Source organism: Sphingomonas carotinifaciens (assembly GCF_009789535.1).
In the GTDB taxonomy this organism is placed as follows: Bacteria; Pseudomonadota; Alphaproteobacteria; order Sphingomonadales; family Sphingomonadaceae; genus Sphingomonas; species Sphingomonas carotinifaciens.
This window is the reverse complement of sequence record NZ_WSUT01000005.1, coordinates 1,506,420-1,529,985: the sequence shown is the minus strand read 5'-3', so window position 1 is coordinate 1,529,985 and position 23,566 is coordinate 1,506,420. Positions and strand designations below refer to the sequence as shown.

At 64.5% G+C, this 23,566-nt stretch carries 22 protein-coding genes; 18 read left to right on the top strand and 4 right to left on the bottom strand.

The genetic code is table 11. The annotated features are described in order from the left end of the window. Nucleotides 1-97 precede the first annotated feature (97 nt). From GQR91_RS09260 to GQR91_RS09215, 10 genes are read left to right on the top strand one after another with little or no spacing between them, the layout of a single operon-like run. Nucleotides 98-1,048 carry an aldo/keto reductase gene (locus tag GQR91_RS09260; RefSeq protein ID WP_149683595.1) on the top strand — a complete coding sequence of 317 codons (951 nt, stop codon included), beginning with the start codon at nt 98-100 and terminating at the stop codon, nt 1,046-1,048. Continuing rightward, complete coding sequence (locus GQR91_RS09255) at nt 1,048-2,145, top strand: ABC transporter substrate-binding protein (protein ID WP_162853782.1); 1,098 nt, start codon at nt 1,048-1,050, stop codon at nt 2,143-2,145. Before GQR91_RS09260 ends, GQR91_RS09255 begins: the two co-directional genes overlap by 1 nt. Further along, entirely contained in the window at nt 2,142-3,008 is an 867-nt protein-coding gene (locus tag GQR91_RS09250) for an ABC transporter permease (RefSeq protein WP_149683594.1), read from the top strand. Before GQR91_RS09255 ends, GQR91_RS09250 begins: the two co-directional genes overlap by 4 nt. Continuing rightward, entirely contained in the window at nt 3,005-3,796 is a 792-nt protein-coding gene (locus tag GQR91_RS09245; RefSeq protein ID WP_149683593.1) for an ABC transporter ATP-binding protein, read from the top strand. The genes GQR91_RS09250 and GQR91_RS09245 overlap by 4 nt, the downstream gene beginning before the upstream one ends. Then, complete coding sequence (locus GQR91_RS09240) at nt 3,793-4,644, top strand: NADPH-dependent oxidoreductase (protein WP_149683592.1); 852 nt, start codon at nt 3,793-3,795, stop codon at nt 4,642-4,644. The genes GQR91_RS09245 and GQR91_RS09240 overlap by 4 nt, the downstream gene beginning before the upstream one ends. Before the next feature lie 41 nt (nt 4,645-4,685). Beyond that, the gene (locus GQR91_RS09235) at nt 4,686-5,795 is read left to right on the top strand and encodes an LLM class flavin-dependent oxidoreductase (protein ID WP_149683591.1); all 1,110 of its coding nucleotides are present in this window, start codon (nt 4,686-4,688) and stop codon (nt 5,793-5,795) included. Between the two features lie 39 nt (nt 5,796-5,834). Beyond that, nucleotides 5,835-7,097: a sulfite dehydrogenase gene (soxC, locus tag GQR91_RS09230; RefSeq protein WP_149683590.1), complete on the top strand. Its 1,263-nt coding sequence runs from the start codon at nt 5,835-5,837 to the stop codon at nt 7,095-7,097. Then, on the top strand, nt 7,090-7,662 hold the full coding sequence (locus GQR91_RS09225; RefSeq protein WP_235904208.1) for a c-type cytochrome: 573 nt from the start codon (nt 7,090-7,092) through the stop codon (nt 7,660-7,662). Before soxC ends, GQR91_RS09225 begins: the two co-directional genes overlap by 8 nt. Before the next feature lie 33 nt (nt 7,663-7,695). Continuing rightward, a complete protein-coding gene (locus tag GQR91_RS09220; RefSeq protein ID WP_211368592.1) occupies nt 7,696-8,448 on the top strand; it encodes an SDR family NAD(P)-dependent oxidoreductase in 753 nt (250 codons plus the stop codon). Between the two features lie 27 nt (nt 8,449-8,475). Beyond that, on the top strand, nt 8,476-9,498 hold the full coding sequence (locus tag GQR91_RS09215; RefSeq protein ID WP_149683588.1) for an aldo/keto reductase: 1,023 nt from the start codon (nt 8,476-8,478) through the stop codon (nt 9,496-9,498). Between the two features lie 249 nt (nt 9,499-9,747). Here the strand turns inward: GQR91_RS09215 and GQR91_RS09210 are convergent, their stop codons facing one another. Then, complete coding sequence (locus GQR91_RS09210; protein WP_149683587.1) at nt 9,748-9,972, bottom strand: hypothetical protein; 225 nt, start codon at nt 9,970-9,972, stop codon at nt 9,748-9,750. 62 nt (nt 9,973-10,034) lie between these two features. Next, nucleotides 10,035-10,181 (bottom strand): hypothetical protein, encoded by a 147-nt coding sequence (locus GQR91_RS09205; RefSeq protein ID WP_160146868.1) that lies wholly within the window; start codon nt 10,179-10,181, stop codon nt 10,035-10,037. 332 nt (nt 10,182-10,513) lie between these two features. Here GQR91_RS09205 and GQR91_RS09200 point away from each other — a divergent pair, with 332 nt between their 5' ends. The 8 genes from GQR91_RS09200 (at nt 10,514) to GQR91_RS09170 (ending at nt 19,460) form a co-directional block, all read left to right on the top strand. Then, nucleotides 10,514-11,020, top strand: a complete 507-nt coding sequence (locus tag GQR91_RS09200; protein ID WP_164727747.1) for a GAF domain-containing protein — start codon at nt 10,514-10,516, stop codon at nt 11,018-11,020. After that, entirely contained in the window at nt 11,017-13,071 is a 2,055-nt protein-coding gene (locus GQR91_RS09195) for a putative bifunctional diguanylate cyclase/phosphodiesterase (RefSeq protein ID WP_164727746.1), read from the top strand. Before GQR91_RS09200 ends, GQR91_RS09195 begins: the two co-directional genes overlap by 4 nt. A gap of 263 nt (nt 13,072-13,334) precedes the next feature. Beyond that, nucleotides 13,335-14,969 carry a catalase gene (locus GQR91_RS09190; protein WP_149683683.1) on the top strand — a complete coding sequence of 545 codons (1,635 nt, stop codon included), beginning with the start codon at nt 13,335-13,337 and terminating at the stop codon, nt 14,967-14,969. Between the two features lie 58 nt (nt 14,970-15,027). After that, nucleotides 15,028-15,588 carry an ankyrin repeat domain-containing protein gene (locus GQR91_RS09185; protein ID WP_149683682.1) on the top strand — a complete coding sequence of 187 codons (561 nt, stop codon included), beginning with the start codon at nt 15,028-15,030 and terminating at the stop codon, nt 15,586-15,588. Between the two features lie 169 nt (nt 15,589-15,757). Further along, nucleotides 15,758-15,889: a hypothetical protein gene (locus tag GQR91_RS19765; protein ID WP_260173242.1), complete on the top strand. Its 132-nt coding sequence runs from the start codon at nt 15,758-15,760 to the stop codon at nt 15,887-15,889. A gap of 76 nt (nt 15,890-15,965) precedes the next feature. Beyond that, a protein-coding gene (locus GQR91_RS09180; protein ID WP_164727745.1) for an IS3 family transposase occupies nt 15,966-17,095 on the top strand; the annotation gives its coding sequence in 2 pieces (ribosomal slippage) (nt 15,966-16,218 and nt 16,218-17,095; 1,131 coding nt in all). Nucleotides 17,096-17,188: 93 nt separating this feature from the next. Further along, nucleotides 17,189-18,718 (top strand): RNA-directed DNA polymerase, encoded by a 1,530-nt coding sequence (locus GQR91_RS09175; protein WP_211368591.1) that lies wholly within the window; start codon nt 17,189-17,191, stop codon nt 18,716-18,718. A 28-nt stretch (nt 18,719-18,746) separates the two neighbouring features. Further along, nucleotides 18,747-19,460: a hypothetical protein gene (locus tag GQR91_RS09170; protein ID WP_211368590.1), complete on the top strand. Its 714-nt coding sequence runs from the start codon at nt 18,747-18,749 to the stop codon at nt 19,458-19,460. A gap of 316 nt (nt 19,461-19,776) precedes the next feature. On the opposite strand, the gene GQR91_RS09165 is transcribed toward GQR91_RS09170, so the two are convergent. Then, nucleotides 19,777-22,410, bottom strand: coding sequence for an AAA family ATPase (locus GQR91_RS09165; protein WP_149683556.1), 2,634 nt, complete (start codon nt 22,408-22,410; stop codon nt 19,777-19,779). Next, the gene (locus GQR91_RS09160) at nt 22,407-23,522 is read right to left on the bottom strand and encodes a metallophosphoesterase family protein (protein ID WP_149683557.1); all 1,116 of its coding nucleotides are present in this window, start codon (nt 23,520-23,522) and stop codon (nt 22,407-22,409) included. Before GQR91_RS09160 ends, GQR91_RS09165 begins: the two co-directional genes overlap by 4 nt. Nucleotides 23,523-23,566 lie beyond the last annotated feature (44 nt).

Below are 23,566 nucleotides of genomic sequence, written 5' to 3'. Positions count from 1 at the left end.
ATAAGTAGGGATTCTAGATCGACCTGAAGTTTTCCTGCGTCGCAGCAAATCGTGCGCCGGATCCACAACGGGCCCGACCAAAAACGGGAGCACAGCATTGGCCAGGATCGGAACGCTGACGGTAAGCGCTCAAGGCTTCGGCGCGATGGGCCTGTCGCATGCCTATGGGCAGGCCGACGAAGCCGAGTCGATCCGCACGTTGCACCGCGCGATCGCGCTCGGTGTCACCTTCTTTGACACGTCGACCGGCTATGGCAACGGGCACAATGAGGAGCTGCTCGGACGGGCGATCGCCGACCGCCGCGACGGCCTCGTCATCGCCAGCAAGTTCACGCATCGCCGTGGCAGCGATGGCCAGCGGGTGTCCGCGCGCGAGGCGGTGGAGGCGATCCTTCATCGCCTGAACGTCGAGCAGATCGACCTCTATTACCTGCACCGTGTCGATCCCAACACGCCGATCGAGGAGTCCGTCGGCGAACTCGGTCGCCTGCGGGACGAGGGCAAGATCGGCGGCGTCGGCCTATCGGAAGTGAGCGCCACACAGCTTCGCGCCGCTTATGCGATCACCCCAATTGCCGCGCTGCAGAGCGAATATTCGCTGTGGACGCGCGAGGTAGAGGCGGAGATCCTGCCCAGCGCGCGCGAACTGGGCATTGGGTTCGTCGCCTATAGCCCGCTGGGCCGCGGCTTCCTGGCGGGTGCGCAACCTACCGAGGCCAATGACCGTCGGCACATCCATCCGCGTTTCCAGGCGGACGCGATCGCCGCCAACGCGCAGCGCCGCCGCGCGATTGAGGACGTCGCGGAACGGTTGCGCGTCACGCCGGCGCAGGTCAGCCTCGCCTGGGTTCTGTCCAAGAACGTCGTGCCGATCCCCGGTACCCGGCACATCCGTCACCTCGAAGACAATTGGGCCGCCGGCGAGATCGCACTCGACGAAGGCACGATCGAGGAACTGGAAGCCGCCTTTCCGCACGGCACCACGGTGGGGGATCGCTATCCGGCCGAGCAGATGAAGTCGGTCCCGGCCGAGCCCGTGCCGGCCTGATGGCGTCCGCGGCAACCCGGTGGCCGCGAGGGTCGGCCGCCCTGCTCCTCTTCGTGCTTGCATCGATCGGGCTGCTGGTGGCGTTCGCGCCAGCCTGGCGCTCGGCCGAGGCTAAAGGCGGTTTGCCGCTCACGGCACCGTTGCCCGAGGAGGTGCCGCCCGGCGTCGTGCTGCGCGTCGGCGATCCCGTCGGCCGGTGGGTGTTCCAGCACAATGGTTGGGACAAGAAGCTGCCGTTCCGCATCGAATGGGCTGAAATCACCGGCGGCCCCGACGTGACCGAGGCATTTCACGCCGGCGTGCTCGACGTCGGCTTCGGTGCCAGCGTGCCGCCGATCCACGCCGTGTGGACGGGCATCCCGGTGCGCATCATCGCCTTTCGCGAATATGCCGACCGTACCAAGCGGCAGGCCTATGTGTTCGGCATTGCGCCTAACGCTAAGATCCGCACACTGGCGGACCTGCGCGGCAAGCGGATCGCCTTCAGCCCCAGCCAGGTGCAGGCGCAGGTCGTCATCCAGACGCTGAAGGCGCTGGGCATCCCGCGTGATGCCGTCACGCTGGTCGAACTGCCTTCCAGCATCGGCGGTGACGTCTATGCCAATGCGCTCGCCTCAGGCGTGGTCGATGCCGCTCCGCTCCGCGGCGACCTCGTCGCACAACGCTACGTGCGCAAGTTCGGTGCGGACGGCGCCAGGATCCTGCCGCATCCGCCGTTCCGCGACGATGGCGGCAACGTCTATGTTCCAGAGGCCGCGCTTGCCGACCCAGGCAAGGCTGCGGCGCTGCGCCAGTTCGCGCATTATTGGGGCCTCGCCCAGGCCTGGATGCGATCGCATCCCGAGGAACTCGCGCACGGCTATTACGCTGGCGAGCAAGGGCTGCCGATCGCCGATGCGCGGGTGATGGCGGGTTATGTCGGCAACGTCGCCGTGCCCCGCGATTGGACCGGCGCGATCGCCTACCAGCAGGAAGCGGTCGACACGCTCGGCCCCGAGACCAAGCGCCCACGCATCGACGCCGCGACGCTGTTCGACCGCCGGTTCGAGACGATCGCCGGTGACGCCGCCCTTTCCGTTCAAGGAGCCCGATCATGAACGCCTTTCCCCAAGGCCTGCATGTGCCACCGCTGCGCGTGGAAACGCCCGTCGCGGTGCCTGCCGCTCAGCCACGCCGGGCGCCAAAGCAGCGCCTCGGCCCCGGCACCGCCGCCCCTTATGGCGCGCTGCTCGGCCCCGGCCTGCTGCTGCTCTACTGGTGCGTGCTTTCGGCAACCGGCTGGCTCGATCCGCGCATCCTGCCGGCGCCCTGGACAGCGGTAACGACCGGCGTCGACCTGATCCAGGAAGGACGGTTGCAGCAGCATCTCGCCGTCTCCGCTGCCCGCGCGATGACCGGGCTAAGCTTTGGTATCACCATCGGTGCGGCGCTTGCGCTGCTGTCCGGACTGTCACTGCTCGGCGGCTACGTCATCGACGGTCTGGTGCAGATCAAGCGCGGTGTGCCGATCCTGGCGCTGATCCCGTTCATGATCCTGTGGCTGGGCATCGGCGAGACGATGAAGATCACGCTGATCGCCACCGCCGTCTTCATCCCGGTCTATATCAACACCCACAACGCGCTGCGCGCGATCGACATCCGGCATGTCGAGCTTGCCGAAACGGTGCGGCTGAGCCGGTGGCAGTTCCTGCGCCACGTGGTGGTGCCCGGCGCGCTGCCGGGGTTCCTCACCGGCCTTCGCTTCGGCGTCACCTCGTCCTGGCTCGCGCTGGTGGTGGTGGAGCAGCTCAACGCCACCAGTGGCATCGGCTACATGGTCACGCTGGCGCGCAACTATGCGCAGACCGATGTGATGCTGGTCGGCCTCGTCGTCTATGCGCTGCTCGGCTTCGGCTCGGACGCGCTGGTGCGGCAGCTTGAACGACGCCTGCTCAGCTGGCGCAGGACGCTGGGTCGATGAGCGCGCTCGGTGACCAGCCGGCCGTGCAGGTGCGCGGCCTGGTGCGATCCTTCACGCAGAAGGGCGTGCTCAACGGCATCGATCTCGACATCGCGCCGGGCGAATTCGTCGCGCTGCTCGGGCGCAGCGGATCGGGCAAGAGCACGCTGCTGCGCGCCCTCGCCGAAATCGATCACGATGCGGAAGGCACGGGCGAGATCGTCCTGCCCGATTGCCTCTCGGTGATCTTCCAGGACGCGCGTCTGCTGCCGTGGATGCGCGTCATCGACAATGTGCTGCTCGGCGCGTCCGGGGCGGGCCGGCGCGGGCTGGAAGCGCTTGCCGAAGTGGGGCTTGCGGGGCGCGAGCGGGCCTGGCCGCATGAGCTGTCGGGCGGTGAGCAGCAACGCGTGGCCCTCGCCCGCGCGTTGGTCCGCGAACCCAAGCTGCTGCTGGCGGACGAACCGTTCGGCGCGCTCGATGCGCTCACCCGCATCCAGATGCACGCGCTGCTTCAGCGATTGTCGGAAATCCACGATCCTGCCGTCCTGCTGGTCACGCACGACATCGACGAGGCGATCCTGCTCGCCGACCGGATCGTGCTGCTCGACCAAGGGCGACTGGCGGCGGACCTGCCGGTCGACTTGCCCGACAGCGGCGCGGCGCGGCGCGAGCGGATCGCGGAGCTGCGCGCGCTGCTCCACCGGCTGCTCGGCGTGGAAGAGGCGCCGCTCGACGAGCGTGAGGATCGCCCGCCGCCCGGCGCGCGGATCGAGACCTATCGTCGGCGCCGGGGGAAAGCGGCATGAGCGGCGTGGCGTGGACCAAGCGCGCGCAGGCGGCGGACCCGCTCGCGACGCGGTTGTTCGATCGCTATCGCGATGATCTGTCGTTGCCGGCCAAGTGGGGCGAGGCGCTCGACCTGATCCTCGCGCATCGTTCGGTGCGTGCCTACACCGCGGATCCGCTGCCGGCCGGCACGATCGAGCTGGCGGTGGCGGCGGCGCAATCGGCGGCCACGTCGTCCAACCTCCAGCCGTGGAGCGTCGTTGCGGTGGAGGATCCGGCGCGTAAGGCGCGGCTGGCGGCGCTGTCGGGCAACCAGAAGCAGATCCTGCACGCCCCGTTGTTCCTGCTGTGGATCGTCGACCATCACCGCCTGGCGCAAGTCGGCGAACAGACGGGGACACCGGCCAACGCGCTCCATTATCTGGAAAGCTTTCTGCTCGGCGCCGTCGATACGTCGCTCGCCGCGCAGAATGCGGTGCTGGCGCTCGAGGCGATCGGGCTTGGCACCTGTTACATCGGCGGCATCCGCAACAAGCCCGCCGAGGTCGCGACCGAGCTCGGATTGCCGCCGCAGTCGTTCGCCTTGTTCGGCCTGACCGTCGGGCATCCTGATCCCGCGGCACCAGCCTCGGTGAAGCCGCGCTTGCCACAAGAGGCCGTGCTGTTCCGCGAGCGCTACGGCGAGGCAGCCGCGCCGCGCTCGCTCGCCGCGTACGACGCCCGCCTGCGCAGCTTCCAGCGCGAGCAGGAAATGCCCGAGCGCGACTGGACCGAACAGGCATCGCAGCGCGTGCGCGGCCCCGACTCGCTCGCCGGGCGCGACGTCCTGCGCGACGTCCTCCACCGCCTCGGCTTCGCGCTGAAATAGCCCGCCCCAACCCCATCGATCGCTACGTCAGGAGACCGGCCATGAGTTCCGAATACCTCTGGTACATTCCCAATCAGGTCGAACCCGGCCATCGTGGCGATTCTGCCGCCGAGGGGCATCGCAGCCTCGACACGCTTACCGAACACGCCCTGGCGCTGGAACAGCATGGCTGGGCGGGTGCGCTGATCGGCACGAGTTGGGGCCGGCCCGACACGCTGACTGTCGCGACCGCGCTCGCCGCGCGCACCACGACGTTTGAGCCGCTGGTCGCGATCCGCCCGGGCTATTGGCGCCCGGCGCATTTCGCCTCCGCCGCGGCGACGCTGGACGATCTCACTGGCGGCCGTCTGCGCGTCAACATCGTCTCGGGCCAGGACAGTCTCGCCGCTTACGGCGACAGCGAGGGCGATCAGGCGCATCGCTACGGCCGTACCAAGGAGTTCATGCGCCTCGTCCGGCGGTTGTGGACCGAAGAGAACGTCGATTTCGCCGGCGAGCATTTTGGCGTCACCGGATCGACCGTGTCGCCGCATCCGATCCGCCGCGGTGACCGCCTGCACCCGCGGCTGTATTTCGGCGGCGCATCGGACGCCGCCGAGAAGGTCGCCGCCACCGACGCCGACGTCCAGCTGTTCTGGGGCGAGCCGCTCGACGGGGTGGCCGAGCGCATCGCGCGGTTGAAGAAGCTGAGCCGCGATCTGGATCGCGACCTTGCGCCCCTCGAGTTCGGGCTGCGCATCACCACCCTGATCCGCGACACCACCGAACAGGCCTGGGCCGAGGCCGAGACCAAGGTGGATGAGATGGCGCGGCAGCACGAAAGCGTTGACGAGCATCGCCGTTCGCGTGCCGTTGGGCAACAGCGCCTGCTCGATCTTCACGCACGCGGCGAGGTGCTCGACGACAACCTCTACACGGCGCCGGGCCGTTATGGCGGTGGCGGGGCTGGGACGACATGGCTGGTCGGGTCGGCTGCCGATGTCGCTGTGTCGCTGCGCAAATATCGTGATCTGGGCATCACCCATTTCGTCCTGTCCGACACACCGTATTTGCCCGAGATCCGCCGTCAGGGGGACGAGCTCCTGCCGCTGCTGCGCGACGATGTGGCACCATCGCCTGAGCGATCGCGCGAACCGCAGCAGGTCGCCTGATCCGACAGGTGACTGGCCGAACGGCAACAGGGAAGTTGAATGACTGACAATCATGCCGGCCGGGAGGAGGCTGTCGCAGGAGGCGGGCTTCTCCACCGGCGCACGTTGCTGATCGCCGGCGCTGCGTCCGCCGGCGGTCTGGGCGCGGGGCTTGGCGCCGCGACCATCATGCGCTCCCCCGCCGCCATGCGCGAACCCGGCGCGCCCTTGTCGCCCTATGGCACGCGGGCGTCGTCATCCGAGGTGATCACGCGCCTCTTGCCCGATCTGCCTTTTGCCGGCTCGGGATCGTCGCGCACGCCGCTGGAGCGGCTGGAGGGCACGATCACGCCCAACGGCCTGCATTTCGAGCGTCATCACAACGGCGTCCCTGCGATCGAACCCGACACGCACGAACTGCTGATCCACGGGCTGGTGCGACAGCCGCTGCTGTTCCGATACGAGGATCTGCTGCGCTACTCGCGCGAAAGCCGGATCCTTTTTCTCGAATGTTCGGGCAACAGCGGCACCATCGCCGCGCCCGAGCCGGTGCAGGCCAGCGCGGGCAAGCTCAACGGGCTGGTCTCGGGCGCCGAATGGACGGGCGTGCGCCTCTCGACCTTGCTCGGCGAGGCCGGCGTTGCGCCGAACGCGCGCTGGGTGCAGGCGGAGGGCAGCGACGCCGCCGGCATGACGCGCAGCATCCCCCTTTCCATCTGTCTCGACGATGCGATGATCGCGCTGTTCCAGAATGGCGAGCCGTTGCGGCCCGAACAGGGCTTCCCCATGCGGCTGCTGCTGCCGGGGATCGAGGGCAATGCATCGGTCAAATGGCTGCGGCGACTGAAGCTGATGACGACACCAGCCTTTTCGCGCGAGGAAACGTCAAAATATACCGATCTGCGGGCGGACGGTCGCGCCGAGCTGTTCTCGCTGCGCATGGGCGTGAAATCGATCATCCTGGCGCCGTCGTTCGGCTTCGATCTCGCCGGTCCTGGCGTGCGCGAGATCAGCGGGCTCGCCTGGTCCGGGCGCGGCCGCATCCGCCGCGTCGACGTATCCGCCGATGGTGGCGCCAGCTGGGCGCAGGCAACCCTCGGCGAGCCGGTACTGCCCAAGGCGCTGACCCGCTTTCGCCTGCCGTGGCGCTGGGACGGCGGCGCCGCCACGCTGATGAGCCGCGCGGTGGATGAGACGGGCGCGGTGCAGCCGCGTCGTGCCGAGTGGATCGCGCATTATGCCGGTGGACAGGGCTATCACAGCAATGCGGTCCAGAGCTGGCGGGTCAATCCGCAGGGCAAGGTGAGCCACGTCTATGCGTAAGCGCGTGCTCACGATCGTTCTCGCCGCCTGCGCGCTCGCCTGCACCGACCAAGTCCGCGACGCCGCGGCGAGCGAGCGTGGCTTCGGGCGCCCGGCTTCGCCCGAGGTGATCGCGCGCATGGACCTGACCGTGACACCGGACGGAACCGGCCTCCCCGCCGGATCGGGCAGCGTCGCGCAAGGCCGTGCGACCTATGCGGCGAAATGCGCCGCCTGCCATGGGCCGCGCGGGAGCGGCGGTTTGGCGGATCGACTGACCGGCGGGGTTGGCTCGCTTGCGTCGCGAAAGCCGGTCAAGACGGTGGCGAGCTATTGGCCCTTTGCGACCACGATCTTCGATTACGTCCGCCGCGCCATGCCGTTGACCGAACCGCAATCGCTCACCCACCGCGAAGTATATGGGCTGGTCGCGTATCTGCTGTCGATCGATGGCATCGTTCCGGCCAATGCGACGCTCGACGCGCAGAGCCTGCCGAAGGTACGGATGCCCAATCGTACCGGCTTCGTCAGCCTTGAAGCCAGCGGGTTCGACGGCAACGTGGAACGCCGCCGCCGGGCACCCTGATCAACGCGCGACCCGCGCAAGAGGAGAATCGACTTGAAGACTGCAATCGTAACCGGCGCCACGTCGGGCATCGGCGCCGCGACCGCCCGCGTACTCGCCGGCGCCGAATGGCAGGTGATCGTCACCGGGCGGCGCGCCGACCGGCTCGCACCGCTGGTCGATGAACTGGGCGACGTGATCCACCCAGCCGCCTTCGACATTCGCGATCCGGCCGCACTGGACGCGGCGCTCGACGCGTTGCCCGAACGGTTCCGCAGCATCGACCTTCTGGTCAACAACGCCGGGTTGGCGCTGGGCACCGCCCCGGCGCAGCGCGCGGATCTCGATCAATGGCGCACGATGATCGACACCAACGTCACGGCGCTAGTGGCGATCACGCACCGCCTGCTGCCCGGACTGATCGAGCGGCGCGGCGGGATCGTCAACATCGCGTCGGTGGCGGGCACCTACCCCTATCCCGGCGGCAACGTGTACGGCGGCACCAAGGCGTTTGTGCAGCAATTCACGCTGAACCTGCGATCCGACCTTCATGGCACCGGCGTGCGCGTCAGCGCGATCGATCCGGGCATGGTGGAAACCGAATTCACGCTGGTGCGCACCGGCGGGGACCAGAAGGCGTCCGACACGCTCTATGCCGGCGCCGATCCGATGACGGCGGAGGATATCGCCGCCACCGTGCTGTGGATCGCGACGCTGCCGCCGCACCTCAACATCAACCGGCTGGAGCTGATGCCCGTGAATCAGTCCTTTGCCGGCTTCCAGGTCGCCCGCACGCCTGCCGCCTGACACCGCAACACGTAACCGGAGCCAGCCATGACCATCACCTATCGTTATCTCGGCCGATCGGGCATCAAGGTGTCGCCACTGACGCTCGGCACCATGATGTTCGGCGGCCAGACTGACGAGGCGACCTCGCACCGCATTATCGACAAGGCGCTCGACCAGGGCATCAACTTCATCGACACCGCCGACGTCTATAACGGCGGCGAGAGCGAGGCGGTGGTCGGGCGCGGCATCAGGGCGCGGCGCGGCGAATGGGTGCTCGCCACCAAATTCTCTAACCCGATGGGTCCGGGCCCGAACGGCGGCGGGCAATCGCGCAAGTGGATCATCACCAGCGTGGAGAACAGCCTGCGCCGGCTAGGCACCGACCATATCGACCTCCTCTATTTCCATCGCGCGGTGTTCGACGCGCCGCTGGGCGAGGCGGTACGCGCGATCGGCGACCTGATCGCACAGGGCAAGCTGCGATATTTCGGCGTGTCCAACTTCCGCGCTTGGCGCATCGCCGAGGTATCGCATCTTGCCGATCAATTCGGCATCGACCGGCCGATCGCCAGTCAACCGTTGTACAACATCTTCAACCGTGTGGCGGAGGTGGAGCAGCTGCCGGCCGCCGACTATTACGGCCTGGGTACCGTCTCCTACAGCCCGCTGGCGCGCGGCGTGCTGACCGGCAAATATGACCCGAACCAGGCCCCGCCGGCCGATACGCGCGCCGGGCGCGGCGACAAGCGCATCCTGGAAACCGAATGGCGTGCGGAATCGGTCGAACTGGCCGCTAGGATCGCCGCCCATGCGCGCGAACGTGGGATCGAGCCGACGGCCTTCGCCATCGCCTGGGTGCTCAGCAACAAACTGGTCACCAGCACGATCACCGGCCCGCGCACCGAAGCGCATTGGGACAGCTACGTTCGCGCGCTGGACGTCACGCTGACGGGAGAGGATGAAGCTTTCATCGATAGCCTAGTCACCACCGGCCACGCTTCCACCCACGGCTTCAACGATCCGGCGCACCCGGTGGAAGGACGCATGGCGGCACACCGAGCTGATTGATGCTCTGAAATGGCCGGCGCTGTGGATTAGCAGCCTCTATGAAGGACGCAGGTCTTTGAGGGAGGTTTTTGGCGCCCGCCTCTACTTCAAGCCGCCAGTTGTAAGAGCGACTGCAAGGGCCCACAATTTGCCATTGGAAGGCTGTTCCCAACTCCCATATACCGGCCGTTCGTTCACTTTCGGTCAGCGAAAATCTACATCCAGCACCAGCGTCGAGGTGAGCGGCCGCTCGTTTCATTATCCTGCCCGCTATTGAGCAGTTGCGTCGGTAATTGCTGGCTCAGCGACCCGCGCGCCCCGCCGTTCGACATTGCGGCGCTGTGCAGATTGTTCAGCGGCGGTTGGTACGCCGTTCTTCTCGGCGTGCTTTTCCTCCAGCAAGCCAAGCGCCAGCGCTCCACCTAGAGCAAGAATGCCACAGATCGCTGTGACGATATTGATCCCGCGCATGTGCGGCCGATTTTCTGTCTTCAAGCGGAAGATCTCTTTTCAGATTATCGAATATTTCAAGCGATATAGAGCCGGCCTTCGTCTAATCACCCGGTACGGATGACATAGAGATACATCATCGCGAACGCCGCGAGCAGCGCCAGGATCATGTAGCCTGCCAGCAAAGGTGCTGCGACACGGCTTGCCGCTTTGCCCTTCGAGTTATCACCAGAGCCTTCTGGTACTTGAACCACTGCATTCTCCTTGATTGAGGATGTGCAACGCCGCGTCGCGATAATCTGTTCACTGCCATGTGGCGGTGGTAGCTTCCTGATAAGCGTCTCTGACCCAGAAGACGGAGCCTTTGGGGACGCGATGGCGCCCAGCAACGATCTACGACCTGCTTCCCGCCTCATTGCCACTGCCGTCAGCGCCATAGCCTGATTAACAGCATCAGACCGCAAACGCGCATGAACCGTCTCGACCGCCGCTAGATCAAGATTTTCCTTCTTATTTCGCTAAGTTAGTCAGCTGTTAGCACACGCTCGGCCATGTAGCGGATTTACTGCGACGATACGGAAAGCCGATGCTCAAATCTCTGTTTCGTGAACACCGCCGTTCCCTGGCGGTTCGCGAATTGACCGGCCCGGACCCGTCGCCGGGGCCGGTTTTCGACCGCTTCGTCAACGCCGCTGCTTCTGCCTTTGTCGCTCCGATGGCGGCGATGTCGCTGATCCATGGTGACAAACAGATTGTCACGGCTGGCCACGGTTTTCCAACAGGCTGCATGCCGCGTGATGAAGGCTTCTGCAGCTATACGCTCGGTTGCGCGAACGTCCTGGAATGCTGTGACCCGCAGCGTGATCCGCGCTTCGCCACGTTGCCTGGCGTCCTCGGGGAACCGCACGTCCGCTATTATATCGGTGCGCGACTACGCCTGCTGAATGGTATCGATGTCGGCGCCCTTTGCGTGGTTGATACGGCCCATCGAGCGCCGGCCTCCGACGATCAAAAAGCCTATCTTCTGGGTCTTGCCCGCCAAGCTGCCATGTCGCTGGAAAGCCGTCTGGACCTGTGGGGGCACGCCGCATGATGCGCATAGCCTTGTGCATCGCCCAGGAACACGATGCACGGCTCGTCGCCTTGGCCTTGCTGGTCTGTCTCGTCGGGTCATCGGCGACCATCCAGCTGTTCGGCCGGATCAAATCGGCAAGCGGTAAAAGCCGGCTGGGCTGGGTGCTGCTGGCGGCCGTCGCCACGGGGACTATGGTCTGGGCCACGCACTTCGTTGCGATGATGGCTTTTCGTGCTCACGCGCCGGTCGTGCTTGACCCCTTGCTGACGCTCCTGTCGCTGCTCGCCGCTATCGGGCTGGCGGTGCCCGGTCTGGCCACTGCCGCCACTTGCAAGCAATGGGGCGGCCTGGCCGGGGGTAGCATCGTCGGGATCGCGATCTCACTTATGCATTACCTTGGCATGTCCGGTTACCGGGTCGACGGCATCGTGACCTGGGCCTGGGGCTATGTCGTGGCATCGGTGCTGCTGTCAGTCGCACTCGGCGGGATCGCCTTCCACCTGCTGACCACGCGCAGGCCATGGCGGCGAATGCATGCGGTATTGCTGTTGAGCCTCGCCGTCGCCGCGCTGCATTTCACAGGCATGGCGGCAATGAGCATCACCGTGCTGAAGCTGGGCGATGGTCTGTCTGACCTGACAATGGTTGGCCTTGCCATTGCCACGGCCGTTGCATCACTCATCATCGTCGGCTGCGCAGCGATAAGTGCCCTGATCGACGGTCATACGCAAAGCGAGTCCTACCGCCGCTTGCGTCGCATGGCGTTGCACGACGGACTAACCGATCTACCAAATAGAATGAGCTTCATTGAGGAGTTGGAGCGTCGTTTCCTGGTGAAGGGCGGCTATGCGTGCATGGCCGTCGTCATGATGGACCTTTCCCGCTTCAAGGTGGTCAACGACACCTACGGGCACCAGGCCGGCGACCAGCTTCTGATGGCGCTGGCCGCCCGGTTGACAGCCCTTTTAAAGCCTGAGGAATGTGTCGGGCGGTTGGGCGGCGACGAGTTTGCCGCGATCATATCCTATGACGAACCACAAGAACTTACTGATTTCCTTGACCGCCTACGCACCGCCTTTGTTGCGCCGTTCGTGTTCGATCGGTTCACCGCTGCGATCGGTGCCAACATCGGCGTCGCTCTGGCGGTGCATGACGGTTTCGATGCCGATGCCTTGCTCGCGAAAGCTGATCTGGCGATGTACCGGGCAAAGTCTGCCCATTCAGCAGAACCGTGCTTCTACGACGCGGAAATGGACGATGCGGCGCGTATCCGGCGCGAGCTCGTCGCCGACCTTCGGACCGCGATAGAAACCGAAGCGTTCGAGCTTCATTTCCAGGTGCAGGCCGCGGTCGCGACCGGGGAGATTACGGGCTACGAAGCGCTGGTGCGCTGGCACCATCCGGCCAGGGGCATGATTTCGCCTGCGGCCTTTATCCCGCTGGCCGAAGAAAGCGGCGAGATCGTGCCGCTCAGCATCTGGATCTTGCGTCGAGCCTGCTTCGAAGCGGCGTTGTGGCCGGACCAGCATAATGTGTCGGTGAACCTGTCACCGAAACATCTGAGTGATCCGCGCCTCATCGATACCGTTCGTGCCGCGCTGGCTGACAGCGGATTACCAGCCGGACGCCTGACCTTGGAATTGACAGAAAGTGCGATCATCCATGATCGCCGCTTCGCGCTCGAACAACTCCGCGCGCTGAAAGCCATGGGAATAGCCATAGCGCTGGACGATTTCGGCGTGGGTTACTCCTCGCTCGATGTTCTGCGGTCGGTGCCGTTCGACTGCATCAAGCTCGATGCATCATTCGTTGCCGAGATCGAGCATGACGAGCAGGCCGTATCGATCTTGCGATCAGTGGCCAGCCTTGGTGCCACGTTGCAAATGCGGGTCCTGGCGGAAGGCATCGAAGAGCCTTCGCAGCTTTCGATCGTCGCGCGCGAGGGATGCTCTGCAATACAGGGGTATCTGATCGGGCGGCCATCGCGCGCCTTGGCCGATCCCGAGAGCATCAGGCAGACGATGATGCTGAAGCCCCGTTCAATCTCGGCCATCACCTCCGCAGCCTGAAATCATCCCGATTTCAAAGCCACCGCTTAAACATGGCGGTCGGGCCGGCTGTGCGGCTTAGCTTAACCGCCAGCCGACTCGATCACTGTCATGAAAACCGCTCGTTTGGCCCCGTCCCTTCTCTCGTCCAAAGGCGCGGCCCTTCCGCACGATGCGCGTGGAAGGTGCCGTCATACGGCGCAGAATAATAAGGGGTTTAAATGACAAGACCGACGAAGCGCCAAGTGTTGGCGGTCGCACTTGGAGCTGTTTCCGCAGCCGCTATGGTGCATCCCGCCGGGGCGCAAATGGTGGCGCCAGCTGACACCCAGGCGGAAACACGCATGACAACAACCGCGGCGCCTGTCAGCGCTAACAAGCCCCTGCTTGCCCAAGCCGGCGTCACCGGCACCGTGGATGCCAAAGGCGATGCTAGCAGTGCTTCTGCACCACAGATGACCCGCGACAACGGGGCACCGATCGGCGAGAATCGCAATTCGAAGGCTGTCGGTGACCTCGGCCCCGTGCTGCTGGAAGACACCACTCTGATCGAGAAGCTGGCACGCTTCGACCGTGAGCGAGTGCCGGAACGCGTCGTACACGCGCGCGGCACTGGTGCACACGGTGTGTTCACCGCGACCGCGGACATTTCGAACCTCACCAGCGCTTCGCTGTTCGTACCGGGCAAGCAGACGCCGGTCTTTGTCCGCTTCTCGACGGTGATCCATCCCTCGGGCAGCCCGGAGGGGATGCGCGATCCACGCGGCTTTGCAACTAAATTCTACACTGATCAGGGCAACTGGGACCTGGTCGGCAACAACCTGCCCATCTTCTTCATTCGCGATGCGATCCAGTTCCCGGACATGATCCACTCGCTGAAGCCCTCGCCGGTCACGAACAAGCAGGATCCGAACCGCTTTTTCGACTTCTTCTCGGCTACGCCCGAGGCGACGAACATGCTGACGCATGTCTATTCGAACCTCGGCACGCCCGCCTCGTACCGCACCATGGACGGTAACGGCGTCCATGCCTTCAAGCTGGTCAATGCCAAAGGTGAGACGATCTTTGCAAAGTTCCGCTGGATCAGCCGCCAAGGCGTGCGCAACCTGAACGGGCCGCAGGTGGCGACCGCCTCGTGGAACTACCTGACCGACGATCTGTACGGCGAGATCGCCAAGGGAAATCACCCTGTCTGGGACCTGATGGTGCAAACCATGAAGCGGTCGGATTTCGCTAAGCTCGACTACAACCCGTTTGACGACACCAAGGAGTGGCTGGACGTGCCGTTCCGCAAGATCGGCGAGATGACACTAAACAAGGTGCCGACGAACTTCTTTGAATATACCGAGCAGTCTGCCTTTGCGCCTGCCAACATGGTACCAGGGATCGAGGCATCGCCCGATCGCATGCTCCAGGGGCGACTATTCTCCTATTCGGATACGCAGCGCTATCGCATCGGTGCCAACGTCATGCAGCTGCCGGTGAACCGGCCGCTTGCGCCCGTCCTAAACAATTATCAGGACGGTCAGCTCGACCAGGCCACCCGCACCTCGGACGTCAACTACTTCCCGGCCGCAACCGCTGCCAAGACGACAGAAGCTCGTTTCCGGGCAGCACCCTACGTGGTGGATGCAACGGTGGACGCGAAACCGATCGCCAAGACGAACAACTTCGCGCAGGCCGGCCGCTTCTACCGAGCGCTGACGGATCAGGACAAAGCAGACCTGATCGCGAACCTGGCGGGTGACTTGAATGTCGTGACCTCGGCTCGCACCAAGACGATCATGGTCAGCTACTTCTACCAGGCGGATAAGGATTTTGGCTCCCGCCTCGCAACCGCAGTGCAGGTGCCAATCGTCGAGGTGACGCGCGCGGTCACCGAATACCGCGCGGCTAACCCCGACCAGAACGCCCGCTGATCAAGCGGCGTGGGCGGGACCGTAGCCCGCCCACGCCTGCCAACCTTCAGGAACGACGATGATCACCTTTTTGACAGCGCTGTATGCTGCGGCGCTCAACCAGGCCGTGGCCGCCGAACGCGTGCCAGTCGCGCTGCCATCTCCAGAACGCCGCCAGCATCTGCTATTCGAGGCCGCCAAGCTGGGTCGCGCCGACATGATCGATCCGTTGGTGCAGGCAGGGGTCGACATCAATGCTTATGACGATCGTGGTTTCACGCCGCTGATCCTGGCGGCCTATAACGGTCAACTCTCCACCGTGGACGCGCTGATGGCGCAGGGTGCGGACGCCTGCCGCCCCGATCGTGACCAGGGGAATACGGCGCAGATGGGCGTCGCCTTCAAGGGCGAGGATGCGGTTGCCGCGCGTCTCTTAAAAGCCGGGTGTGACGTCAATGCCCGTAACAAGGCCGGGCAAACCGCGCTGATGATGGCATCACTGTTCAACCGTACGCGCCAGGTCGACATGCTTTTGGCCGCTGGCGCGGACCGGGCGGCACGAGATGCAGCAGGGCGTACTGCAGGGTCAGTTGCAGCCGATCAGGGCAATGATCCAATGGCACGTCGTATTGCTCAATAAGCGGCAACTGACACCCCATCCTGCGTAACAAGGTGAAGTTCGAGGCTTGAACGTTCTTCCATCCACGACGCCCGTCACAAGTCGGATGAAGGCGACGGAGTGTCGGGAATTGCAACCGCCCGCGTGATCGCGCAGGGGTAGGTGGCAACAAAGGGGTGCGTAGGGCAAGATGAGGATAAAGCGTCGTGTTCTGGAGCAGTTGCCGCTGCTTCAGGAGCGTCAAGCGCTGGCCTATGCAACAGCGCTGCTGCTGGCTGCCCTGGCATGGTGGATCCGTTGGGAATTGGATTACGCGTTTTGACGTCCCCCCTGTTTTTTCATCCATGTTGAGTGAGAGTTTTCCGGCCCTTTGAAGCCTGCGGGCAAGGAGCTGGAACATGAAGAAGTCGAGGTACACGGAAGAGCAGATTGCGTTTGCGCTGAAGCAGGCGGAGATGGGCACGCCGGTGGCCGAGGTCATTCGCCGGATGGGCGTGTCGGAGCAGACGTTCTACCGCTGGAAGAAGGTGTATGGCGGGCTGGGCGTCGGCGAGCTGCGGCGGGTCAAGCAGCTTGAGGACGAGAATCGTAAGCTCAAGCAACTCGTCGCGGATCTGAGCTTGGACAAGCATATCCTGCAGGACGTGCTCGCAAAAAAGCTCTGACGCCTGGGCGACGGCGCGAGATCGTCGCGCACGTCCAGGCGTCCCATGGCGTCAGCGAGCGGCGTAGCTGCCTCGCGCTCGGCGTCGACCGCTCGTCGGTGCGGTACGTGTCGCACAAGCCTGACCAGGCGCCGCTGCGGTTGCGCATCCACGATCTGGCGGCGGCACGGGTGCGCTACGGCTATTTCCGGATCTACATCCTGCTACGCAGGGAAGGCTGGCTGGTGAACCATAAGCGCGTCTATCGGCTCTACCGGGAAGATGGGCTGAGCCTCCGGCTCAAACGTCCTCGGCGCAACGTCAGCGCTGCGAACCGCGAACGCCAGCCCGCAGCGTCGGCGCCTAACGAGATGTGGTCGATGGACTTCGTCTCGGATGCCTTGTTCGATGGCCGACGGCTGCGGGCGCTGACGGTGGTCGATGCCTTCACCCGTGAAGCGCTGGCGATCGATGTCGACCAGGGCATCAAGGGTGAACAGGTCGTGGCGACAATGACGCGGATTTCGGCGACACGTGGTGCGCCCAAGACCATCCGGGTCGACAATGGTCCGGAGTTCATCTCGAAAGCACTGGACCGATGGGCGTACGAGAACGGCGTCACGCTCGACTTCTCGCGGCCGGGCAAACCGACCGACAACGCTTTTGTGGAGTCGTTCAACGGCCGCCTGCGTGACGAGTGCCTGAACAGCCACTGGTTCCTGTCACTGGCGGACGCAAGAACCAAGATCGAGGCCTGGCGGCGGGACTATAACGAGAGCCGTCCTCACACGGCGCTTGGCTGGCTGACGCCAGCCGAATATGCTGCATCCGCCGGGGTTAACCCCGGCGGATGCAGTCCGGAAGCTCGCATCAAATCCGGATGAGAAACCGGGGGACCGTCAAGACGACGATGCACTAACTATTGAACCGGACCACCCAGTGGGGGCTGCTCACCCTATGATCTGGATGCCGGCTTTGTGAAGGAGAGGGCCGACGATCTCGCGGCACTCTGCCTCGACCTGTTTCAGAACATTGAAACAGGAAAGGTCGGAAAGGCCGTCAATTTCATGAACGGGCTGGCAATCGCGGCGGAACGCCTGCTCGTTCCGTCAGGGCCGCACGGTTTCCGCATCACGACCAAGATCCATCCGTTCTGGAACCTCTATCTCAACGGGCTTGGTCTGGCGATTGCAGAGGCGAATGAAAGCCAGCGGAGCGATCGGGCGCACTCCTATCGGCTTGCGTCCGAAGGTCCGGGTTTTTTCGATCGCAGCAGGTCATGGCGCACTTACAAGCTTGCAACCCTAAACGAGCTCGACCTGGATCAGGAGGGCTCCGTCGTCATCCAGACCGATATTTCGAGCTTCTACGAGCACATCTACCACCATCGATTGGAGAACGTAGTAAAGGACCTGGCGCCGGCCTCGACTGTGGCAATGCAAATTGATCGCATCCTGAGCCAGCTTGCGGCCGGCCGCTCCTTCGGTCTGCCGGTCGGCGGTCAGTGCGCGCGGATATTGGCCGAAGTGATGATGACGCCGATCGATCGATCGCTCACCGATGGCGGCCTCGTCTGGCATCGATATGTCGATGACTATACTTTGATCTGTCGTTCCCGGCAGGAGGCCTACAAGGCGCTCTCGAATCTGTCGCATGCGCTCGCAGACTACGGACTTTCCCTCAACCGCAGCAAAACGACAATCTTGAGCGCGAAACATTATCGCGACTTCGTCTCGGCGCAATTGGGGGATGGCGAGGATGCAAGTCTCGCGCTGAGGGAACTGGACCTTCATTTCGACCCATACTCCGATAGCGCCACCGCCGAATACGAGAAACTCAAACAATCCTTCGAGAAGATCGACATATCGTTTCTGCTCGACCTTGAGCGGGAGAAATCACAGCCCGACGCTTTCGTGCTTGCCCAGATCGGACGCGCCCTCAAATTCCAGGAGCCTGGAGTTGCGGTCCAACTCTGCGCCACGCTCCTCGACCCGAACAATCTTGACTCCTTTCGCGCCTCTTGGTCGAAGATCATGCGCGGCGTCTATGCGGTTCGGGCTAATGACGAGTTCGCGTCGATCTTCGACGCCATCGATAACCTGCTTGATCACATTCCGGGTGCTGCTCCTCACCTTCTCGTTCCCGAAGCCAACATGCTGCATTATCTCCGGGCGATACGGTTCGTTCGCAAGGATATCCGCGGCACCTTTGTCCGTCGGACCTACGATGCAACGACGTCCGCATCGGTTCGGCGGGCCTGCATCGACTGCTGGCGGCATTGGCGCGACCGATCGAGCTTCACGCGACTTCGCAACCAGTGGCAGAATCTCGGCGCCGACGAACAGCGTATGGTGTGGCTGGCGGCAGGCGCATTCGGAGACGAAGGCGAGAAATCGCGAAAGCAGTTGCGCGGCACCCTATCACAGGCCTGGCGACTTGGGATCGAGACCACCACGAAGGGCGACTTTGCATCTTTTTACGAGGACTGGGTAAATAATGCCGGCTAGTCGCCTCCCGGCGCGCGACCCGAGGACGGTGGCGCGTGACATTCCTGGCGTTCTCGACATCTTGTTTCCGCGCCTGACCGGCGGACTCGTCAATGCCTTGAACAGTAAGATGTTCGCCTTCACCGACGTCCAAGCGATCCCGGCGGAAGCGATTGAAGCCAGTAGCCTGCAAAACGCTATGCTTTTCGAGATCTCGATGGCCCGAGCCGAAAGCGAACTGCGCGGCGGCGACGCAGCGTCGTGGGACGAATGCCTGAAGGTCGCGTCGTCACGACAGCGTCGCCATTTCGACGCCCGCATCCCAGAGAAGCTCGAGCCGAGTGACATCTCGGTCGCCGACCATGCCGCACGAAATCTAGTGGCGATGCTGGACAGCGTCCGAGCTCAGAGGCCTTCCGCGATTCTTGAACGCGCGCCCCTGATTCCTGGCCTCGGCTGGGTGGCTTCCGGCAATGGGGACTTCGCCCTTGGCTCGACCCTCATCGAGGTCAAGCATACCGGGCGGAACTTCGGTGCGGGCGATTTCCGGCAGGTGCTCATGTACTGGCTGCTACAGTATGCCCGGACCGTAGAGAATGACGGTCAGGTCTGGTCGGACGTGCTCCTGCTGAACCCCCGCCGCAACGCGGCGCTTCTGGTAAATTACGACAATCTGCTTCGGGCGGCGTCCGCGTCTTCAAACCGTGTTGAACTCGTCGAATTGTTGCGATCCGCAGTGGGCCAGGATTTCGATCGGCGCTGAAGCGTCGCAAGCCCAAACCTGCAATCCACCTTAGGAGGGGCTGGCGGCCAATCCGAGCCGAATAGCCGCGCTTGAACGATCGGCCGGGTGTGGGTTTTTCCAGTGTCAGAACCGGAGGGTTGTGATCCTGCCCGTTGACGCACGGATTCGGGTCGGTTTCAAAGTGTCAGAAGGGCGCATCACAAGTTCGCTCACGGTTCGAAGGGACGAACCGTTCACGCCCCCCTGCCCTCACTGCTGAACCAACGGCAGCTTACCCCGGTGGGGCGCCCGAAAGCGGACAGGCCGCAATCCACCATGAAATGCGGAAGTTGCGCTACCAGCCGCCCGTCAGGGTGATCCGATGGCCAAGATGGCGGAAGGCGCGGTCGCGGCAGGTGAGAAGGATAACCTGCATCCTCGTGGCGGCCTCTGTCAGGATCTCGGTCATGAGGTCGAGGCGGGTATCGTCTGAGTAGACCAGCGGGTCGTCTAGGATCAGCGATACCGGCATTCCCTGTTCAAGGAGCATGTCGGCAAAGGCGAGCCGGGTAAGGACCGCCAGCTGCTCCTGCGTCCCTCTGGAGAGATCGGCGCAATTCTCACCTAACCCACCCCGCGCAATAGAAGCCAGGCCAAGGTCGTCGCCAAAGCCAGGGTCAGCGCCCGGCAGCAGCCGCTCGATGTGTCGGCGAGCACGCCGCGCCACCGGCCCGACGAACGTCCGTGATGTCTCGGCGCGTGCGCTCTCCAGCGTGTCGCGAAGCAGCTTCAGCGTCTCCGCTTCCTGGGTCACACGTGCCAAGTTGGCCGCTGCGGCATCAGCCTCCTCACGCGCGACTGCGGCGCGGTCGGCCAACCCCTTGCCGCCTTCGGCCTCGATCCGCGCCTCGAGTCCGGCAATCACCTTTTCCAGGTCGGTACGCTGGATTCTGGCGACCTCGACCCGCTTGTCCAACAGTCCAATCTGTCGCTCGATCGTCACGACATCGTACGCGGTCGCCGCGCGTTCGGCATCCTGCAGGTTGACGAGCGCTGCCGCTTCCTGCTGGCGTGCGGCGCGCAAAGCGTCTTCAAGCGAGGCCACCTCGGGCTTGGCTTCCAAGGTGGCAAGCTGCGCTTCGGCGTTCAGCGCATCCCGCTCGGCGCCAGTCTCCTGCACCATCAATGGAGCATTGCGCGCTTCTGTCTCGCGCAACTGCTCGGAGGCGACCGCCTCGACACCTTCCGCCTTTGCGAGCGCCGTATCCGCCTCACCCGCCGCGATCGTCAACGCCTCAACGTCTGCCTCTTCGTCACTCCCCTCTCCTTCCGCGCCTTCCTGCAACCCCGCGATGAAGAGCTTCAGGGCCGGCGCACCCGCCTCAATCCCGAGCAGTGCCACGGCAGGCGTAATCCCAGCGATCCGCGCCTCGAGCGTGCGAAGGTGAGCGACGGCGTCTCGCCCAGCTTCGTTGCGAGCGCGAGCCGCACCGACATTCGCCACCCCGTACTCAGCCAAGCCTGCGTTCAGATCCTCGGTTGCGTTCGTGAGTGCCGTCTCGGCACCTTGCAATCCGATCGGCGGGCGGATGATCAGCTCGGCAGCGCCCAATCGGATGCGCGTTTCGCGAGACAGCATCCGGTCACCACGCTCTGCCGCAAAGCCGTCGATCGTCAGGCCGCTGAGATCGCCGGCAAACTCAATCCGCGTGGCACCGGCATCGACGGCCGCCCGCGCTTTGTCGACGGCACGTTCGCGTTCTTCGAAGGTCTTGATGACGGTGGCGGGGATCACCGCGGCCGCGAGCTGCCGCGTCGCTTCGTATTCCGCCTCCAGTGCAACCAGCTCGGCGTGTCGCCGTCGTGCCTCGCCGATCGCAACCCGCCGGTCGCGCTCGGCAGCGCGTGTCCGGGCAGCGTCAAGCGCTGCATGCGCGTTTCGCCGTTTGTCACGAGTACTGGCCAGCAGGTCATGGGCTGTCGTCGCCCGTTCCTGTGCGGCAGCCAACTCCCCGACGAAACTGGATCGCCTTTCACGTGCCTTGCTGAGCACCGCAGCCGTGTCGACAACAGCTTTACGGGCCATTGCGAGGCGCGATGCCAGATCCTCAAGAGTTTTGACGCGATCGACAAGGCGGCCCTGCTCGGCACGGCGTGTGTCGAGCAGCTGCGCTGCGGAACGCGCCACGTCGAGCTGGCCGACAAGTGCCCGACGCTGCTCGGCATCGGTGGTGTCAGCGAGGTCGCGGTCGAGAACCTTCAGCCGTGCCCGGGCGGCCTCGAGATCGGAGAAGCCCTGCTCTAGGGCGGCTAGCCGGGTCGTCGCCTCGCTCGCGGTGCGCTGCGCGGTGTCATGCTCGTCGCGCGCCGCAGCTTGGCGACCGGTCGGCCGACCGCTGTTGGTCCAGTATTCCGCGTACTGGCTGTCAATGCGGGGGCGAACACGCTGGTATGCGGCACCGCCCATGATCGTGCCTACCTCGGCTTCCAGGGTCGCTCGCACGCTGTCGCGCACGATCTCGCCCGGTGCTGTCACCTCGAGCGCCTGCGCCTGCCCGACCCATAGCAGGCCAAGTGCGCCATGCGCGGCCGCATCGCCCCCCTGGCTGGTGTCGCGACGCGCCCCAAGCAGGGCTTGCAGCTGCGCCTCGGCGTCCTCGCCCTGCGCGCGTCCGTTCGGCCCGCGGACCTCGACCGAGGCACTTTTCAGGAAGCGTTTGCTAACCGCCCACTCCTCGCCTCTCGCCTCGAACCCGATCTCGATCTGCGGGGCGACGGCCTCACCGTAAGGCGCATAGCTCCGCGCAAGCCGGTTGGCGGTGTTGTGCCGGATGAAGAAAGCGGCGCGCATCGCCTCCAGCAGCGTCGACTTGCCGGTCTCGTTGGGCTCGATGATGACGTTGAGCCCATCGGTCAGCCCGTCGAGTACGAAGGGATCGCGGTATTTGCGGAAATTGGAAAGCGCGATGCGCCGGATCTTCAGGCTCATGCCGCGTCCTGCCCACGCTGATGTTCCACGAACAGGCGTTCGAGCGCCCGTCTGGCAATGGCTCCGTCGCTGCCCCCCGCCTCGATCATGCTCATCAGCTTGGCCGCGGCCGTGCCGATCATGCCCTCGACCCGCAGGTCTGCCAGATCCTGGTCGCTCGGCCTACCAACCAAGTCGTCGGCAGTGACCGCCAAATGGCGGAGACGATGGCGCAGGTCGTTGTCGAGGCGGGCGAGGATTGCAATGCGGTCGGACAGACTGACAATGCCGGAGAGCGATAGCTGCAGGAGGGTTGCCGACGGCTCAACCTGCGCGAGCAACCGATCACACTCGGCGGCAAAGCCCTCCGCGTCGGCGACCGTCCACGCCCGCATCAGCCACTGGAACCTGCCAGTCCGGATCGGGGATACCGACGGCTCCGCCCCCGCCTCAAGCGTCACAAGCAGCGCATAGCCTGGTTCGTCACGCTGGAAGCGATCGGTTTCCGGCGTGCCCGAGTACCAGGTGCGCGCGTCGACGCGTAGGCTCCCGTGCCAGTCGCCGAGCGCAAGATAGTCGAGGCTTGAGCGCTGAGCGCGATCAGGTGCGATCTGGTTCTGCGCCTCGCCGCGCGACGAGAAGTCGCGGATCGAGCCGTGCGCCAAGCCGACACGCAACGTTGCGCCCGGCGTCTCCATCGTGTCGAACAGCGCGGTCGGATCGTCGAGATTATGCCGGTGGGTCAATGGCGCCGGTAGCAGCCACTGCCCGGGCGCCAGCTCACACGGCACCGGCTCAGCGAGGATGCGGATATTGCTGGCACCCTTGGCCCGAACACGATCCCACAAGCCGCTGTTGCGGGCAAAGTCGTGGTTGCCAGGCAACAACCACCAGGTACAGGCATAGCGCTGCATCCGCGATACCGCCTGCACGATCACGCGGTCTTCCGGTCCCTCAGTATCAAACACATCGCCCGCGACCAGTACGTGCGCCACGTCATGTTCTGCTGCCGCTTTGCCGATGGCGTCGATCGCATCGAACCGCGCCTCGCTGAGGGCAGCGCGCACGTCGCTGTCGAAGCGGCCGTACGGCTTGCCGAGTTGCCAGTCGGCGGTGTGGATCAGGCGTAGCATGGAAGCCTTCTGGCGGGGTGGGCCATGGCTGTCGAGCCGGACGT